The 15558-nt window shown below is 73.1% G+C and carries 18 protein-coding genes and 9 tRNA genes; 16 read left to right on the top strand and 11 right to left on the bottom strand.

Annotation, left to right across the window (positions count from 1 at the left end; translation table 11 throughout):
• Both V7E46_RS28240 and V7E46_RS28245 read left to right on the top strand, forming a co-directional pair.
• On the top strand, positions 1-878 hold an 878-nt coding region (locus tag V7E46_RS28240), incomplete at its 5' end, for a phosphotransferase family protein (RefSeq protein WP_333771062.1).
• 33 nt (positions 879-911) lie between these two features.
• On the top strand, positions 912-1226 hold the full coding sequence (locus tag V7E46_RS28245) for a TFIIB-type zinc ribbon-containing protein (protein ID WP_333771063.1): 315 nt from the start codon (positions 912-914) through the stop codon (positions 1224-1226).
• Between the two features lie 130 nt (positions 1227-1356).
• Here V7E46_RS28245 and V7E46_RS28250 read toward each other — a convergent pair.
• The 7 genes from V7E46_RS28250 to V7E46_RS28280 form a co-directional block, all read right to left on the bottom strand.
• Positions 1357-1429 (bottom strand) — tRNA-Val (locus tag V7E46_RS28250).
• Positions 1430-1450: 21 nt separating this feature from the next.
• A tRNA-Val gene (locus tag V7E46_RS28255) sits at positions 1451-1522 on the bottom strand.
• A gap of 30 nt (positions 1523-1552) precedes the next feature.
• Positions 1553-1624 (bottom strand) — tRNA-Val (locus V7E46_RS28260).
• Positions 1625-1656: 32 nt separating this feature from the next.
• A tRNA-Val gene (locus V7E46_RS28265) sits at positions 1657-1727 on the bottom strand.
• 68 nt (positions 1728-1795) lie between these two features.
• Positions 1796-1869 (bottom strand) — tRNA-Cys (locus V7E46_RS28270).
• A 36-nt stretch (positions 1870-1905) separates the two neighbouring features.
• Positions 1906-1978 (bottom strand) — tRNA-Gly (locus V7E46_RS28275).
• A 17-nt stretch (positions 1979-1995) separates the two neighbouring features.
• Positions 1996-2068: transfer RNA gene (locus V7E46_RS28280), tRNA-Gly, on the bottom strand.
• 191 nt (positions 2069-2259) lie between these two features.
• Between V7E46_RS28280 and V7E46_RS28285 the strand changes: the two genes are divergently transcribed.
• The 3 genes from V7E46_RS28285 to V7E46_RS28295 all read left to right on the top strand — a co-directional run bounded on the left by V7E46_RS28285 (position 2260) and on the right by V7E46_RS28295 (position 5179).
• Positions 2260-3336, top strand: coding sequence for a chorismate-binding protein (locus V7E46_RS28285; protein ID WP_333771064.1), 1077 nt, complete (start codon positions 2260-2262; stop codon positions 3334-3336).
• The gene (locus tag V7E46_RS28290) at positions 3333-4154 is read left to right on the top strand and encodes an aminotransferase class IV (RefSeq protein ID WP_333771065.1); all 822 of its coding nucleotides are present in this window, start codon (positions 3333-3335) and stop codon (positions 4152-4154) included. The genes V7E46_RS28285 and V7E46_RS28290 overlap by 4 nt, the downstream gene beginning before the upstream one ends.
• Before the next feature lie 200 nt (positions 4155-4354).
• Positions 4355-5179 (top strand): GNAT family N-acetyltransferase, encoded by an 825-nt coding sequence (locus tag V7E46_RS28295; protein WP_333771066.1) that lies wholly within the window; start codon positions 4355-4357, stop codon positions 5177-5179.
• A 196-nt stretch (positions 5180-5375) separates the two neighbouring features.
• Here the strand turns inward: V7E46_RS28295 and V7E46_RS28300 are convergent, their stop codons facing one another.
• A complete protein-coding gene (locus V7E46_RS28300; RefSeq protein ID WP_333771067.1) occupies positions 5376-5888 on the bottom strand; it encodes a DsbA family protein in 513 nt (170 codons plus the stop codon).
• A 125-nt stretch (positions 5889-6013) separates the two neighbouring features.
• Here V7E46_RS28300 and V7E46_RS28305 point away from each other — a divergent pair, with 125 nt between their 5' ends.
• Together V7E46_RS28305 and V7E46_RS28310 are read left to right on the top strand one after the other, a co-directional pair.
• Complete coding sequence (locus tag V7E46_RS28305) at positions 6014-6460, top strand: hypothetical protein (RefSeq protein ID WP_333771068.1); 447 nt, start codon at positions 6014-6016, stop codon at positions 6458-6460.
• Positions 6461-6735: 275 nt separating this feature from the next.
• Positions 6736-7050, top strand: coding sequence for a hypothetical protein (locus V7E46_RS28310; protein WP_333771077.1), 315 nt, complete (start codon positions 6736-6738; stop codon positions 7048-7050).
• A 69-nt stretch (positions 7051-7119) separates the two neighbouring features.
• Here V7E46_RS28310 and V7E46_RS28315 read toward each other — a convergent pair whose 3' ends face one another.
• Complete coding sequence (locus V7E46_RS28315) at positions 7120-7722, bottom strand: CGNR zinc finger domain-containing protein (protein ID WP_329180668.1); 603 nt, start codon at positions 7720-7722, stop codon at positions 7120-7122.
• A gap of 198 nt (positions 7723-7920) precedes the next feature.
• Complete coding sequence (locus tag V7E46_RS28320) at positions 7921-8334, bottom strand: SsgA family sporulation/cell division regulator (protein ID WP_003959770.1); 414 nt, start codon at positions 8332-8334, stop codon at positions 7921-7923.
• A 191-nt stretch (positions 8335-8525) separates the two neighbouring features.
• Between V7E46_RS28320 and V7E46_RS28325 the strand changes: the two genes are divergently transcribed.
• The 6 genes from V7E46_RS28325 (at position 8526) to V7E46_RS28350 (ending at position 13001) form a co-directional block, all read left to right on the top strand.
• The gene (locus V7E46_RS28325; RefSeq protein WP_333771069.1) at positions 8526-8939 is read left to right on the top strand and encodes a TIGR02611 family protein; all 414 of its coding nucleotides are present in this window, start codon (positions 8526-8528) and stop codon (positions 8937-8939) included.
• A 64-nt stretch (positions 8940-9003) separates the two neighbouring features.
• Positions 9004-9075 (top strand) — tRNA-Val (locus tag V7E46_RS28330).
• A 92-nt stretch (positions 9076-9167) separates the two neighbouring features.
• Positions 9168-9629, top strand: a complete 462-nt coding sequence (locus tag V7E46_RS28335) for an SRPBCC family protein (protein WP_333771070.1) — start codon at positions 9168-9170, stop codon at positions 9627-9629.
• Between the two features lie 38 nt (positions 9630-9667).
• Positions 9668-9742 (top strand) — tRNA-Val (locus V7E46_RS28340).
• A 256-nt stretch (positions 9743-9998) separates the two neighbouring features.
• Complete coding sequence (locus V7E46_RS28345; RefSeq protein WP_333771071.1) at positions 9999-11222, top strand: glycosyltransferase; 1224 nt, start codon at positions 9999-10001, stop codon at positions 11220-11222.
• Between the two features lie 354 nt (positions 11223-11576).
• The gene (locus tag V7E46_RS28350; RefSeq protein WP_333771072.1) at positions 11577-13001 is read left to right on the top strand and encodes a condensation domain-containing protein; all 1425 of its coding nucleotides are present in this window, start codon (positions 11577-11579) and stop codon (positions 12999-13001) included.
• Between the two features lie 12 nt (positions 13002-13013).
• Here the strand turns inward: V7E46_RS28350 and V7E46_RS28355 are convergent, their stop codons facing one another.
• A complete protein-coding gene (locus V7E46_RS28355) occupies positions 13014-13724 on the bottom strand; it encodes an AraC family transcriptional regulator (protein WP_443054372.1) in 711 nt (236 codons plus the stop codon).
• A gap of 249 nt (positions 13725-13973) precedes the next feature.
• Between V7E46_RS28355 and V7E46_RS28360 the strand changes: the two genes are divergently transcribed.
• The 3 genes from V7E46_RS28360 to V7E46_RS28370 form a co-directional block, all read left to right on the top strand.
• Positions 13974-14642, top strand: a complete 669-nt coding sequence (locus V7E46_RS28360) for an alpha/beta fold hydrolase (RefSeq protein ID WP_333771074.1) — start codon at positions 13974-13976, stop codon at positions 14640-14642.
• Between the two features lie 263 nt (positions 14643-14905).
• Positions 14906-15079: a hypothetical protein gene (locus tag V7E46_RS28365; RefSeq protein ID WP_333771075.1), complete on the top strand. Its 174-nt coding sequence runs from the start codon at positions 14906-14908 to the stop codon at positions 15077-15079.
• A gap of 181 nt (positions 15080-15260) precedes the next feature.
• On the top strand, positions 15261-15558 hold a 298-nt coding region (locus tag V7E46_RS28370), incomplete at its 3' end, for a hypothetical protein (protein WP_333771076.1).

Consider the following 15558-nt stretch of genomic DNA (forward strand, 5'->3'; position numbering starts at 1 on the left):
CCCCCGCGCCGCCCACCGTGCCCGCCGCCACCACCGTGCTGGCCGACCGGCCGGACGGCACGGTCGTCCGGGTCGGCGGCGTCGTCGCCAAGGCCCACGCCCCCGGCACGGACGCCGCGGCGCTCGCCGTACGGATCGCGGTGGCCGGCCATCCGCTGCTGCGCGGCATCCTGCTGGCCCCGCTGCCGCGCACCGCCCCGGACGGCGGCGCGGTGCGCGGGCGGCCGGTCAGCGCCTGGCCGTACGGCCTGCCGGTCGACCGGCACGACCCGGAGGCCGCACCCTGGGCCGAGGCGGCGGTGCTGCTCGCCCGGCTGCACACGGTGCCCGAGGCCGCGCTGCCCGGGCCGCTGCCGCCGATGCGCGGCCCGGCCAAGGCCGCGCTCGCCGTCGCCCGGCTGCGCGGCGTCGCCGACTCGGCGGCGGCCCGTACCGTACGCCGGGCCTGGCGGCGGCTGCCCGCCTGGGCCAGGGACGAGGCACCGCACCCGGGCCCCGCCGCCCTGTGCCACGGCGACCTGCACCTGGGCCAGCTGGTACGGCACCCGGCGCCGGACGGCGACTGGCTGCTGATCGACGTGGACGACCTCGGTACGGGACCCGCCGCCTGGGACCTGGCCAGGCCCGCGATGTGGTTCGCGGCCGGCCTGCTGGCGCCGGACGCCTGGGCGCGCTTCCTCGCCGCCTACCGGGCCGCCGGCGGTCCCGCCGTACCCGGGAGCGGCGACCCCTGGGGACAACTCGACGTCCCCGCCCGCGCGTTGGCCGTACAGACCGCGGCGATCGGCGTCGCCAAGGCGGCCAGGGACGGCCGCGAACTCGATGAGGCCGAGTCCGAACTCGTCGCCACCTGCGCCCGTATCGCCCAACTAGAGTGAACTCATCCGTTCACGCGAGGAGATGAGGCGACGATGGTCTGCCCCAAGTGTCACGGCCACATGCAGACGTACAACCGCAGTGGCGTCCAGATCGAGCAGTGCGGCAACTGCCGCGGCATCTTTCTCGACTACGGCGAGCTTGAGGCACTGACCCAGCTCGAAGGCAAGTGGGGGGGCCAGCAGGCCCCGCCGCCGCAGGCCTACCCCGCGCCGCCCGTCCAGCCCGGCTACCCGCAGCCGCCGGCCCCCGCGTGGGGAGCGCCGCAGTACGGCCACGGGCAGAGCCATGGCCACGGCCACAGCAAGCACCACCGGCACGGCTTCGGCCACATGCTCTTCTCGTCCTGACCAGGACCGGTCAGCGACCGGCCGGGGCACGACCGGCCCCGACCGGGCCGGCCGGGGCGCGACCGGCCCCGACCCGGACACGACCGAGGGCCGGAAGCGGAGTGCTTCCGGCCCTCGGGTGATGCGGGTGTGGACGATACTGGGATTGAACCAGTGACCTCTTCCGTGTCAGGGAAGCGCTCTCCCGCTGAGCTAATCGNTCCGGCCCTCGGGTGATGCGGGTGTGGACGATACTGGGATTGAACCAGTGACCTCTTCCGTGTCAGGGAAGCGCTCTCCCGCTGAGCTAATCGTCCTCGGTGGCGCCTGGGGGCGCCGGTGCTGCGTGCGCGATACTGGGATTGAACCAGTGACCTCTTCCGTGTCAGGGAAGCGCTCTCCCGCTGAGCTAATCGCGCGGGCGCCCTGCTCAGGATCCGGTGGGATCCAGTGGACGATACTGGGATTGAACCAGTGACCTCTTCCGTGTCAGGGAAGCGCTCTCCCGCTGAGCTAATCGNCGATACTGGGATTGAACCAGTGACCTCTTCCGTGTCAGGGAAGCGCTCTCCCGCTGAGCTAATCGTCCTTGGAGGTGGAGACGGGATTTGAACCCGTGTAGACGGCTTTGCAGGCCGTTGCCTCGCCTCTCGGCCACTCCACCAACACAGCGGGGGCCCCGGGAGGGTCCCCCACGTCGAGCGGACGACGAGATTCGAACTCGCGACCCTCACCTTGGCAAGGTGATGCTCTACCAACTGAGCCACGTCCGCAGGTCTGCCTCGAAANGAGCGGACGACGAGATTCGAACTCGCGACCCTCACCTTGGCAAGGTGATGCTCTACCAACTGAGCCACGTCCGCAGGTCTGCCTCGAAACGCGTTCCGGGGCAACGGGTTGAACTCTAGCGGATCCCGGGGCCAGCTCAAAAATCGGTTTCCGCAGCGTGCCGGGCCGATGACGGGCAGTTGACGGCCGGGGCACCGCACCACCCCCCGTGACCTGGCCCGCCTAGACTCGGGTCCTGCCCGATCCAGTCCACCAGGGAAGCACCGTGCGCGATCTCGCCCCCATGGCCCGTTTCGGCGGTCTTGTCGCCTCCGACCTGCGGGATGTCACCGCGGACGCCGGAGCACTGGACTCCGCGGGCTTCTGGGCGGTCGCCGTGGACTTCGAGGGCCGTACGGTCTGCGCCCGCTTCGGCGACGTACGCCGGGCGCCCGCCGCCGACACCGACGCGGACCGGGCCGCCGCCTGGCACGGCCCCGACCGGGCCGCCTGGACCACCTCCCTGGACCGCGGCGCCTACGAGGCGGGCGTCCGTACCGTCCGGGAGCGCATCGCCGCGGGCGACGTCTATCAGGTCAACCTCTGCCGGGTGCTCACCGCGCCGCTGCCGGTCGGGGCCGGCGCGCCGCCGCCCGACATCGACGCGCTCGGCGCGGTCCTCGCGCTGGGCAATCCCGCGCCCTACGCAGGAACGATCCGGCTGCCCGCGCACGGCGTCGAGATCGCCACCGCCTCGCCCGAGCTCTTCCTGCGCCGGGACGGCCGCACTGTCGAGTCGGGTCCCATCAAGGGCACCGCACGGACCGCCGACGGCTTCCTGCCCAAGGACGAGGCGGAGAACGTGATGATCGTCGACCTGGTGCGCAACGACCTCGGCCGGGTCTGCGCCACCGGCTCGGTCACCGTGCCCGCACTGTGCGCGGTCGAGCCGCACCCCGGCCTGGTGCACCTGGTCTCCACCGTCCGCGGCGACCTGCGCCCCGGCGCGGGCTGGCCGGAGCTGCTCGCCGCCGCCTTCCCGCCCGGCTCGGTCACCGGCGCGCCGAAAGCCAGCGCCCTGCGCATCATCGGCAAGCTGGAGACCGCGCCCCGCGGCCCCTACTGCGGCGCCGTCGGCTGGGTCGACGCCGACCGCGGCACCGCGGCCCTCGCGGTCGGCATCCGCACCTTCTGGATCGACCGCGGCGGCCCGGGACGCCCGCAGCTGCGGTTCGGCACCGGCGCCGGCATCACCTGGGGCTCGGACCCGGCGGGCGAATGGGCGGAGACCGAACTCAAGGCGGAACGGCTGCTGGCGGTAGCGTCGGGAGTACACGAGGCGAGCGGGAGGACACTGCGGTGAAGATCTGGGTGGACGGCGTACTGCGGGACAGCGAGGACGCCACGGTGTCGGTGCTCGACCACGGGCTGACCGTCGGCGACGGCGTCTTCGAGACGCTCAAGACCACGGACGGACGCGCCTTCGCGCTCACCCGGCACCTCAGGCGGCTGACCCGCTCCGCCCTCGGCCTCGGCCTGCCCGAGCCCGACCAGGACGAGGTGGCCCGCGCCTGCGCGGCGGTGCTCGCCGCCAACCCGCTGCCGCACGGGCGGCTCAGGATCACCTACACCGGCGGCCTCTCGCCGCTCGGCTCCGACCGCGGCGACGCGGGCCCGACCCTGGTGGCCGCCATCGGTACGGCCGACGTCAGCCCGGGGCCCGGCGCGATCGTCACCGTGCCGTGGACCCGCAACGAGCGCGGCGCCCTCACCGGCCTGAAGACCACCTCGTACGGCGAGAACGTCGTCGCGCTGGCCCGCGCCCGCGAGCAGGGTGCCGGCGAGGCGATCTTCGCCAACACCACAGGCCGGCTGTGCGAGGGCACCGGCTCCAACATCTTCGTCGTCCTCGGCGGCCGGCTGTTCACCCCGCCGCTGTCGTCCGGCTGCCTGGCCGGGATCACCCGCGAACTGGTCATCGAATGGGCCGGCGCGCACGAGGAGGACCTGCCGTTCGAGGCGCTGGCCGAGGCGGAGGAGATCTTCCTGACCTCCTCGCTGCGGGACGTGCAGGCCGTCAACCGGGTCGACGCGCGTGAACTCCCCGGCGCCCCGGGGCCGGTGACGGCCAAGGCCGCGGCCGTCTTCGCCGAGCGCGCGGCGGCGGACCCGAACCCGTAGAGCCTGGGGGCCGGCTCTGCGCGGCGTCGCGGCGTGCGGCACGCACGTGTGCCGCGTTGCCGTCGGTCAACGACAACTCCGCGCCGCCTCCTTCCTCCGTGCAGAACCAACCGGCAGGCCCTGGCAATGCGGCCGCGGGACCGTACACTCGACCGCACCCCGCTGACGGCCCAGCGGGTGGCGAACCGGGAGCGCGACGCATGACGACGACCCTGAGACCGGCGGGACCCGAACGGCGCGAGCAGGACGGCGGGCGGACGCGGGACTACGCCGTCTGCGTCAACGGGCGGCCGGTCGGCACCATACGGATCGGCGCCGGGCCGCGCGGCGGCCCCGGCCGGATCGACGCGGTCGCCATCGACGAGCCGGACCGGCGGCGCGGCCGCGGTACGGTCGCGGCGCTCGCCGCGGAGGAAGTGCTGCGGCAGTGGGGGTGCGGGCGGGTACTGGTCTCGGTGCCCAGCGGGGCGGAGTACGCGCTGCGGATGGTCGCTGCGCTCGGCTACACCGAGACCAACCGCACCCTGCACAAGGACCTGGCCCCGGGCGCCGGGCACCATGACCTGCCGCCCGGCGGCGCGCTGCGGTCGCTGACCGCGCGGGACGGCGCGGACTGGCTGGCGCGGCAGCGGGTCGGCTTCGTCGCCGCCCTCACGGAGGCGGGCGTGCCCGCGGACCAGGCCGAGGCCCACGCGGCGGCCTCATACGCCCAGGCCCTGCCCGGCGGTGCCCACGCCCCCGGCGGCGAGCTGCTCGCCCTCGACCAGGACGGGGCGGCCGTCGGGCACGTGTGGCTGCTCGCACTGCCGGGTCCCGGCTGGATCCAGGCGGTCGAGGTCCTCCCGCCGTACCGCGGCCGGGGCCACGGCCGCACTCTGATGCGCGCCGCCGAAACGGCGTGCCTCGCGGCAGGCACGAGGCGGGTCGGCCTCAACGTCTTCACCGCCAACGCGGTGGCGATCGGGCTCTACGCGTCCCTGGGGTACCGGCCGACGCTGCGCCAACTGTGGAAGCCGCTCGCCTAGCGGCGGGCTCTGCGGGTCCGTGCCACGTGCGGTGGCCTGTCGCCGGGGCCCGGCGCGCGCACCACACGACGCCGGTAAGGAAGCGACGCCGCCGCAAGCGGCAAGCACCCGGGGGCGCAGGAGCCGCGCGGGCAGCCACCGCCGGCGGGAGGGGGCGGACGACCGTGAGGGGCACGGCAGGCCCCACCGTGGCGGGCTACGCGAGCAACTCGTCCGCCAAGGACTCGATGCGGGCGCGCAGGCCGTCCTGTGAGCGGCCGCCGTCGAGGCGTTGCCCGGCTATGACGTACGTGGGCGTGCCGGTGACGCCGATCGCCTTGCCCTCGGCCTGGTCGGAGTCGACGACCAGCAAGTGGCGGCCGTCGATCAGCGCCGTGTCGAACTCCTCCGCGTCGAGGCCGAGTTCGCGTGCGATGTCGATGAGCAGCGGCTCACCCGCGACCGCCAGCTCCTCCGCCTGCGCGAGCACCGCCTCGGCGTACTCCCAGCCGCGGCCCTGCGCGTACGCCTCCTCGTACGCCTGCGCCGCCGCGAGCGCGTGCTTGTGCTTCTCCAGCGGGAAGTGCCGCAACTGGATGTCGAGCGCGTCGCCGTACCGCTCGCGCAGCGCCTGGAGGTCGGCGAAGGCGGTGCGGCAGTCGGGGCACTGCAACTCGCACCAGACGTCGAGTACGGCGCGGCGCCCGGCCGGGGGAGGGGGAAGATCCATGCCGCCAGTCTCCCACTCGGGGAGGAGGCGCCCCGGAGATCCCCCTGAACTCTCGGCGTCGGCCATGGCCATCCGCGTACGGTCCGAGGCACGATGGGGGAGCACCGACCGACGGGAGCCGCAGGATGCTGACCACGACGCTATGTGCCGCGCTGTCCGCGGGCGGCCTGGCCATCGCGATGCTGACCGCCTACCGGCGCCGGTTCCTCGCGGCCACCAGGATCGCCGCGGCGTCCCTCGTGCCGATCGGGCTGGCGATGGCCGGCCTGGTCACGCTGGGCCGCAAGGTCACGACGGCCACCGGCCACTGGGCCGCCGACCTGGTCCTCAAGCCGACCGTGTGGATGGGCTTCGGCGTGCTCGCCGTCGCCGCGCTGCTGTACGGCATCACCCGGCTGGTCTCGGCCCGGCTGCCGGAGGGCGGTGGCCGTGCTCCGGCCGCCGTGCCCGGCGCGTCGACCGCGGCGATACCGGCGGGCCGCCCGGCGGCGGCCAGGCGCAGGGGCGGTTCCGACAGCGGCCTGTCCGACTTCGCGGATGTCGAGGAGATCCTCAAGCGCCGCGGTATCTGAGGGCCGGGCGCCCCTGCGTCCACCATCCGGACACCGACCGCTGCGGTCGCGCTCACGGGGTCGTACGGCCCGGTCGGGGACCCGGCTCCGGCGGGTCGTACGGCCCGGACGAAGCAGCAGGTAAGGCGGTCGCGACGTCCGTACGCGACAGGACCGGCCGACCGGATCCGGCACTTTAGTCCATGAACCGGACGTCATGTGTCCACACTGCGGAAGATCCCCCGGAGTGCGCGTGTTGGGTCACAGGCACCCGTGCGCTGCGCGAAGATCACCGTGTGCTGCCCACCATTGGCGACCGTGTCGCCGCTGAGCGGCCGGACCGTGCCGGACCGACCGCCTCCGACGTCCTTCCCGCTCCGCGCTCCGCGCCCACCGCCCGTGCCACGGTCACCCGCCCCGGCGGCCGCACCGCGCCGCTGGAGACCCTGCCGGCCAGGGAGCGCCCTCCGTGTCCCCCGCTCGCCGGCGAGCCGGTCAGCGAGCCGCAGGGCTGTCTCTACGCCCTCTCCCAGCCCCCGCTGATGCTCTTCCTGCTGGTGATCGGCAGCCTGCTGGGCCTGGGCGCCGCCTACGACCTGCTCTTCCTGTGACCGGCTGACCGGCTGACCGGCGGGCGGCCCCGGCCGCCGCCCCGCTCCCCGCTCCAGGACGCACCCGGGTCAGGACGCGGCTGCCTCGTCGGCGCCCGCGTCGGCGGTGTCGCCCGCCTCGCCCGCCTCCCGGCGCCTGGCCCGGTAGGCGGCGACGTGCAGCCGGTTGCCGCAGGTGCGGCTGTCGCAGTAGCGGCGGGAACGGTTGCGGGACAGGTCCACGAAGGCGTGCCGGCAGTCCGGCGCGTCGCAGCGCCGCAGCCGTTCCCGCTCGCCGGCGACGATCAGGAAGGCCAGCGCCATGCCGCAGTCCGCGGCGAGGTGGTCCGACAGCGACGCGCCCGGCGCGAAGTAGTGCACGTGCAGGTCGTAGCCGTCGTGGTCGGTGAGCCGGGGGGTGGTGCCGGCCTCGGCGATCATCGCGTTGAGCATGGTGGCCGCGGTGGCGTCGTCGGTGGTGGCGAAGACCTCGGTGAAGCGGGCGCGTACCGCCTGGACCGCGGTGATGTCGTGCCGGTCGAGCCGGCCGATCTCGCTCACGTTGTTCCGCTCCACGAAGGAGCGCAGGTCGGCGACCTCGGCGAGCGCTTCGCGCCCGGCGATCGAGGGTGCGGTGTTGATCAGGTCGACCACACTGTCGAGCGCGCACCTGGTGTCATGGTTGATCAGCACGGAACGCTCCCTGCCGGCGTCGTCGATCGGCTGCGTTCCGGTGACTCTAGCGCGCGGGAGCCGCCGCCGTGGGGCTGCGTCCCACGGGCGGCGGCTCTCGTTCCTGCGGTGTCAGGCGGCCGGGCACTGCCCTGTGCCGCCTTGGGTGTCCGGGCTGTCCCCCCGAGTAGGACGGCCGCGGACGGTCGGTGACCGGGCTCAGCTCTCCGCGAGGATGTGGGAGAGCTCGGTGTCGAGGTCGAAGTGACGATGCTCGGTGCCGGGCGGCACCGCGGCGTCCGTCCGCTTGAGGAAGGACTCCAGGGCCCGCGCCGGGGCTTCGAGCAGGGCTTCGCCCTCGGGGGAGCTGAGGGCGATGCACACGACGCCCTGACCATGGCTGCGGGACGGCCAGACTCTGACGTCTCCGGTGCCGGTGGGCCGGTGCAGACCCTCGGCGAGCAGATCGCGGGCGAACACCCATTCGACCGTCTCTTCGGCTCCGGTATGGAAGGTGGCGTGCACGGCATACGGATCGGCCGTGTCGTACCGCAAGCCCGCGGGTACGGGCAGTGAGGATTCGCTCGACACAACGAGGCGCAGGTGCAGCTCGCAGCTGACCGTGGTGTTCATAAGCGCCAGGGCCTTTCGCTCAGTGTGCGCTCGGGGATTCGCACGTCGGCGAAATCGACATGCCACCTGCGGAGACGTTGTAAACCCCTCTGAGAAGTTTATGAGGCATCTGGTACCTCGTACGGACTAGTCCCGAGAAGGGTGGAACGGCCATTTCGGTGATCGTCGCAAAGTCCGGTACGTTGGCATATATGATCGCGGAGAGTGACGACATCCAGAGAGCTGTGGCCAGTGATTCACGGCTCGGCTCACGGGCGCCCGCATTCGTGCGGCGGTCCCGCCCGCTGCACCTGGTGTGGCGCGCCGGAGTCTTCCTGGCCGGCCTCGCCGTGATCGCCGGCGGGGTGATCCTGCTGCCGCTGCCCGGACCCGGCTGGCTGGTCATCTTCGGCGGCATGGCGCTGTGGGGCACCGAATTCGTCTGGGCGCAGAAGGTGCTGCGCTGGACCCGCCACAAGGTCACCGAGGCCGCCAGGTCCGCCATGGACCCCCGGGTCAGGCGGCGCAATCTGCTGATCACCACGGTGGCCGTGCTCGTCCTGGCCGGCCTGGCGATCTGGTACGTCCTGAGCTTCGGCTTCGTCATGCCGTGGCAGCTGGGCTGATCCCGCGGGACCGCCGGGCTGGTCGGGACGCCCGCGCGGGTGCGGTAAAGTAGTCCGCACACCGGGGCGATTAGCTCAGCGGGAGAGCACTTCGTTCACACCGAAGGGGTCACTGGTTCGATCCCAGTATCGCCCACCCGGACCGAGGGTCCCGGAGACCGTGCAGACGGTCTCCGGGACCCTCGGCGTTTTCCCGCGCCCATCTGGCGCGTCGCGCACACTGGGCGTATGGAATGGAGTCACTACCGATTCCGCAGCACCTGGCGGCTCGACGCCGAACCCGACACCGTCTACCGGGTGCTGGAGCGCCCCGACTTCTACCCCCAGTGGTGGCCGCAGGTCCGCGAGGTCCGGCAGACCGGCGACACCAGCGGCGTGCTCCGCTTCCGCTCCGTCCTCCCGTACGACCTGGTGGTCGCCGCCCGCTCCACCCGGCAGGACCCGGAGCGCCGGATACTCGAAGTCGCCATGACCGGCGACCTGGAGGGCTGGGTCCGCTGGACGGTCGCCGCGAACGGCCCGGGCACCCGGCTGCTGTTCGAACAGGAGGTCGTCGTCCGCAAGCCCCTGATGCGGCGGTTCGCCGTCCCCGGCCGCCCGCTGTTCCTCGCCAACCACGCGCTGATGATGCGCAGCGGCCGCAACGGGCTCCTCGCCCGTCTGGCCGCCGACCGCGGGCACGCCGTTTGAACGCCGGCCGGGTTCGCCTGTAAGGTTCCACTCGTCCCGGGCGATTAGCTCAGCGGGAGAGCACTTCGTTCACACCGAAGGGGTCACTGGTTCGATCCCAGTATCGCCCACCACACTCAGGCAATGAGTGCCCAGGACCTTTCAACGGCCGCCCTCAGGGCGGCCGTTGTCGTTCGTCCCCGGCCTGCCGGCGGCTGTCACGCGCGCCGTGCCGCACGGCGTCCATCCCGGCCCGGGCGGCCTCGCCGAGGGTGTCCCGGCCCAGAACTCCTACCAACGTACAGCGCGCCGGGGGCCTTGCGGCAAGGCCGTCGTCGGGTCGCAGAATTGCCGACGGAGGCCAGTACCTGCCAGAACGGGAGTTGCGTCATGCGTGTGTTGTTATCGACATATGGGTCGCGGGGGGACGTCGAACCGCTGGTCGCGCTCGCGATTCGATTACGGGAATTCGGCGCGCACGTGCGGGTCTGTGCGCCGCCGAACAAGATCTTCGCCGAACTGCTGGCCAGGGCCGGCGTGGAACTGGTGCCGGTCGGCAAGCCGATCGGCGCGATCACGGAGCCGTCGACGGAATCGGCGACCGCCCGGTTCGTGACCGAGCTGGCCGAGCAGTTCGGCACGGTCGTCGCCGCCGCCGAGGGATACGACGTCCTCCTGGCGACCGGGTTCGCGCACTTCTCCTCGCGGTCGGCGGCCGAGAAGCTCGGTATCCCCTACCGCTACGTGACGTTCTGTCCGTTCATGCTGCGGTCGCCGCACCAGGTACCCCCCGTCCTGCTGCCGGGCCAGTCGTTCCCGCCGGAAGTCACCGACAACCTGGTGCTGTGGGACCTGAACGCCCAGACCATCAACGCGCTGCACGGCGAGGCGCTCAACGCCTACCGGGCCTCGGTCGGCCTGCCGCCGGTGGACGACGTCTACGGCTTCATCTTCACCGACCGGCCCTGGCTGGCGACCGACCCGGTCCTGGGCCCGTGGCGGGAGACCCCGGGACTCGACGTCGTGCACACCGGGGCGTGGATCCTGCCGGACGAACGTCCCCTGGCGGGCGACCTGCTGGCGTTCCTGGACGCGGGCACACCCCCGGTGTTCGTCGGCTACGGCAGCACACGGGACGTCCCGGCGGACATCGGCCGGGTGTCCATCGAGGCGGTCCGCGCGCACGGCCGCCGCGTACTCGTCGGCCGCGGCTGGGCCGGACTGGCTCGGATCGACGACCGGGACGACTGCTTCGTCGTCGGCGAGGTCAATCAGCAGGCGCTGTTCAGCAGGGTGGCCGCCGTCGTGCACCACGGCGGCGCGGGCACCACGACGGCGGCAGCGCTGGCCGGAGCGCCGCAGGTGGTCGTGCCCCAGGGGGTGGACCAGCCCTACTGGGCCGGCCGGGTGGCCGCCCTGGGCATCGGTGCGGAACACGACGGCTCGGCTCCGACCACCGAGTCCCTGTCCGCCGCGCTCGGGACGGCCCTCGGCCCCGAGGCACTCGCACGGGCGAGGGCCGTGGCCGACAGCATCCGTACCGACGCGGCAACAGTGGCCGCGAAACTCCTGCTCGACACCGTCAGCCGAGAATCGCCGTCGGTGCCCGCGTGAATCCCGGGACCCCGGCATTCTTGTGACCTCTCCCGTTCCACCTTTCGGCACGGTGGTGGCAGAGCCGCCGACGACAGCGCCAGGAGCGGCGGATCGCGCCGAACGGACTCCTGGCCAGACGGGACGACTCTCGAGAACGCCGGGGTCCTGACCGGGCAGAATGCGAATCTTGCCAGATTTTCTCAGAGTCTTGCGTCACTGGGGCGGCCTGCCCGAAAATGATGCGCGGCATGGGGGCCTGTCTCCCGCGAATGCCCCTGGGCGAGACGATGGGACGACGTTCCGGCGTTCTGACCCGTCCCCGTGTGAGCCTGGCAGTGGTGAGCGGCGGACACTTCTAGGGGGCGGCGGTCGATGGCTGAGCCGGTAGCGGGAACGGTCCTGGGCGGGGCGCGGATGACGGACCGGATCGTCGTACCGTTCGAGGGGCCCGGCGCCGGAGTCGGCGAACTGACCTGGGGTCAGCGCAAGGTCTGGACGCTGATGGAGCAGGCCGGCACCTCGATGAGCATGGGCGGGGCGGTACCCGTCACGGACGGCAGGACGGTCCGGGACCTCGCGTCGGAACTCCGGTTCTTCATGTGCCGCTACGCGTCGATGCGGGCCCGGATCCGGGCCGGTGCGGACGGCGGCCTGATCCAGGAGGTGTGGGGCTCGGGCCGGGCCGAACTGGGGATTCTCGACGTCGAGGACGACGGCGACCCCGACCAGGCCGCCCAGGGCCTGGCCGACCAGTGGGAGGCGACGCCGTTCGACCACGCCGGGGAGTGGCCGATCCGGATGGCCGCCGTACGGAGCGGGGGCGTGGTCACCCACGCGGTCGTGGCGATCTCGCACGTCGCCACCGACGGCAGCGGCATCGGCGTCATGCTCGGGGAACTGGCCGAGCGCGACCCGGTCACCGGGGAGCCGAAGAACCCGGCGTCGGCGATGGGGCCGCTGGAGTTGGCGGCGTTGCAGCGCACACCGTCCGGCCGGCGGCAGAGCGACGCCTCGCTGCGCCACTGGGAGCGCCTGCTGCGCTCGGCGGGACCCCGGCGGTTCGGCCCGCGCGTGGACCGGGGCGAGCCGCGCTACCGGCGGGCGGTCTTCTCGTCCCGCGCCCTGCACCTGGCGTCGCAGGCGGTGGCGGCCCGGGCCGGCACCTCGACGTCCTCGGTGCTGCTGGCCGGGTACGCGGTGGCCGTCGCGCGGCTGACCGGTATCACCCCCGCGCTGATCCAGGTCGTGGTCAGCAACCGGTTCCGGCCCGGCCTGGCCGACGTGTCCCATCCGCTGTCCGTCAACGGCCTGTTCATGGTCGAGGTCGCGGACGCCTCTTTCGACGAGGTGGTGGACCGAACCCGGCGGGCGCTGGCACTCTGCTCGAAATACGCGTACTACGACCCGGCGCAGGTCGATGAACTGCGGGCCCGGATCGGCCGGGAGCGCGGTGAGGAGACAGCCGAACTCTCCTGCCTGTTCAACGATCGCCGGCTCGGCATCGGCGTCGGCGTCGAGCAGCCCGTCCCGGTGGCACCGTCCCGGCAGGAGGTGGAAGCCGCGCGGGCCGGGAGCGCCCTGCGCTGGGGCAAGCCCTTCCCGCGGTATCTCGACAAGCTGATGATCCAGGTCGGGGCCGCGCAGGACGCGGTGGAACTGGAGATCCAGGTGGACACCCACCATGTGTCCGCGGACGAAGTGTCCGCGCTCGTGCGGGACTTGGAGGCGCTTGTGGTGGCGGCGGTGTCCGACCGGGACCTGCCGACCGGCGTGCGGCCGGCGCCGGCGTCCGGGTGAGCGCTGCGTCGCTCACGGGCGGGCGGTCCCGCGATCGGACCGGTAGCGGCCCGGGGTCGTTCCGATGATGCGGGTGAACGCCGCGATGAAGCTGCTGGGGTTGGCCCATCCGCAGGCGTAGGCGGTGCGGATGGTGTCGTGGCCCTCGGCGAGCAGCACGAGCGCGTGGTGGATGCGCAGCTGCGTGCGCCACTCGTAGAAGGTCATGCCGAGTTCGTCGCGGAACAGCCGGCTGAGGGTGCGGGTGCTGGCTCCGATCGCCGTCCCGAGTTCGGCCAGCGTGGCATTGCCGGCCGGGTTCTCGTACAGCGTCCGGGCGATGGCCCGCAGCCGGTCGTCCCGTGGCTCCGGCAGGTGCAGCGGCTGTTCCGGTGCTTCGCGGAGTTCGTCGACGAGGACCCGAAGGAGCCGGGAGCGCGCGGAGCGGCTGTAGCCGGGCGCGGCGTCGTCGTAGTTGCGGGGGCCGGTCAGGGCGAGCAGGACCTCGCGGGCGAGGCCGGAGGCCAGGAACACGGCGGGACGGTCCGCTGTCAGCCGGGCGAGGGACGGCGCGAGGAAGACGATCCGCATATCGGTGTCGCCGTGGGCGCGGTGGTGGTGCGTGAACCCGGCGGGGGTCCAGGCGACCCGGTTGGCGGGAACAATCGACGTGCCGCTCCCGGTGCGGACGGCCAGGACGCCGCTGGCCGCGTACACCAGGTGTCCCCGTGTGTGCGACTGCAGCGCGCTTGTTCCGCCGGAGGGCCACAGGTGGCGCCCGCCGGCCGGCCACATATGCGACGTCACACCGGTGGTCAGGCGAGGTTGGCGGCGAATGGGCATCAGTTGGCATCGTATCGGTAGTACGCCATGCCGCGATCCGGTGACACTTCCTGCATGCGGGGTGGACCCTCGGTCGCGCGGACCGGCCGCTCCGCAGGCAGTCGGGGCGGTGCGCCCCGACGCCGCGGCTTGCGAGAGAAGGAGAAACGTATGGCGACGTTCGTGCTGGTGCCCGGCGCGTGGAAGGGCTCCTGGGCGTTCGAGGCGGTGGTTCCGCTGCTGGAGCGTGCCGGCCACACCGTCCACGCCCTGACGCTGACCGGTCTGCGGCCGGAAGACGACGAGGCGACGGCCGCGACCGCCAACCTCGACACGCACGCCGACGACGTGGTGCGGGTCCTCGACCGCCACCGCGTCACCGGCGCGACGCTGGTCGGCCACAGCTACGCCGGGATGGTGATCTCCGCCGCCGCCGACCGGGCCGGCGGCCGGATCTCACGACTGGTGCACCTCGACGCGTACGTACCGCGTGACGGCGAGTCGTGCTGGTCGGCGACGAACGATCACTTCCGGGGGGTGTTCGCCGCCGGCGCCGCTGCCACCGGCCGCACCGTCCGCCCACCGGACGGCGGCGATCCGCGCCGCCGCCCCCATCCCCTCGCCTCGTTCCTGCAGACGATCCGGCTCACCGGCGCGGTCGCCCGAGTCCCCCGCCGGGAGTTCGTCTACTGCTCGGGATGGGAGGACCGGACGCCGTTCGCCGGCCTGCGCTCCCGGCTCAAGGCCGATCCCGAATGGCAGGTCCACGACCTGCCCACCAGGCACGACGCGATGCACGAGGCCCCGGAGGCGGTCGCCGCGCTCCTGCTCGCCGGCTGAACCGCCGACGCGCCGGCAGGCGGACGGGCGCCGTAGCTTCGGCGCGGGTGGCTCGTTAGGCGTATGTCGGCCCTCGCCCGGGTCGTGTGCGCCGCGGACCCGGCTTCCGGTAGTGCGGCGCGGGGTCGCAGGTCCGGGCGATCCATGGGCGCGGCCGGGCAGACCCGCCGTACCGGCGGGTGGTCACCCGGCCGGCTCCGGCCGACGGTCCGCCGGCCAACGCCCGAAGGAGACACGTGCGCGTATCGCGGGGAAAACGCATCATGATCATGTCCGCCGCCCTGCTGGGCATCGCCTCGACTCCGCTGTGCTGGCTGCGCGGCGGCCCGTCCGGCGGCCAGTTCGTCGGCGCCACCGTCCAGAGCGCGGTGGCGATCATCGCACTGGCGGGGAGTTTCCTGGCCCGTCCCGCCGCCGCTCGGTCCGGGCGGGTGTAGAGCGCGGCCGACACCGGGGAGGCACGGGCGGACGGGGGCGCGGAAGCGCTCTCCGGTCTACGGGGCGATGCCGGTGCGGGCGGCGGATCGGCCACGGCCGAGCGGACCGGGCCCGCGACCGCCAGCGGCTCCGGCAGTATCGCGATCACCGGCGTCTCGCTCTCCTGACCGGGGGCGGAACGTGCCGAATCCACGGGGGCGGCGACCGGGTTCCGGCTCGGAGCCGTCAGCGCGGGCGAGCAATACCGGGGCGGCCTCCGCCGACCACGGGGGGCGCGCGAACTCGGGTATCAACATCGAGGGTCTGCACATCGTGCTGCCCTCCGGCCGGCTTTTGCCGGTGGTGCTCGCCGCGATCATCCTGGCGCTCGTCGGGGGAGTGGCGTCGCTCTCCCGCGAGGGCGAGCGAATCCCGCCGCAGGCGGCGGCGCCGTCCGGTCAGCCGTCGCCCTCGCCGACCGCCGGGGTCCGCGTCGTAC

Origin of the sequence: Streptomyces sp. IBSBF 2435, assembly GCF_036815005.1 — a bacterium.
Taxonomy (GTDB): Bacteria; Actinomycetota; Actinomycetes; order Streptomycetales; family Streptomycetaceae; genus Actinacidiphila.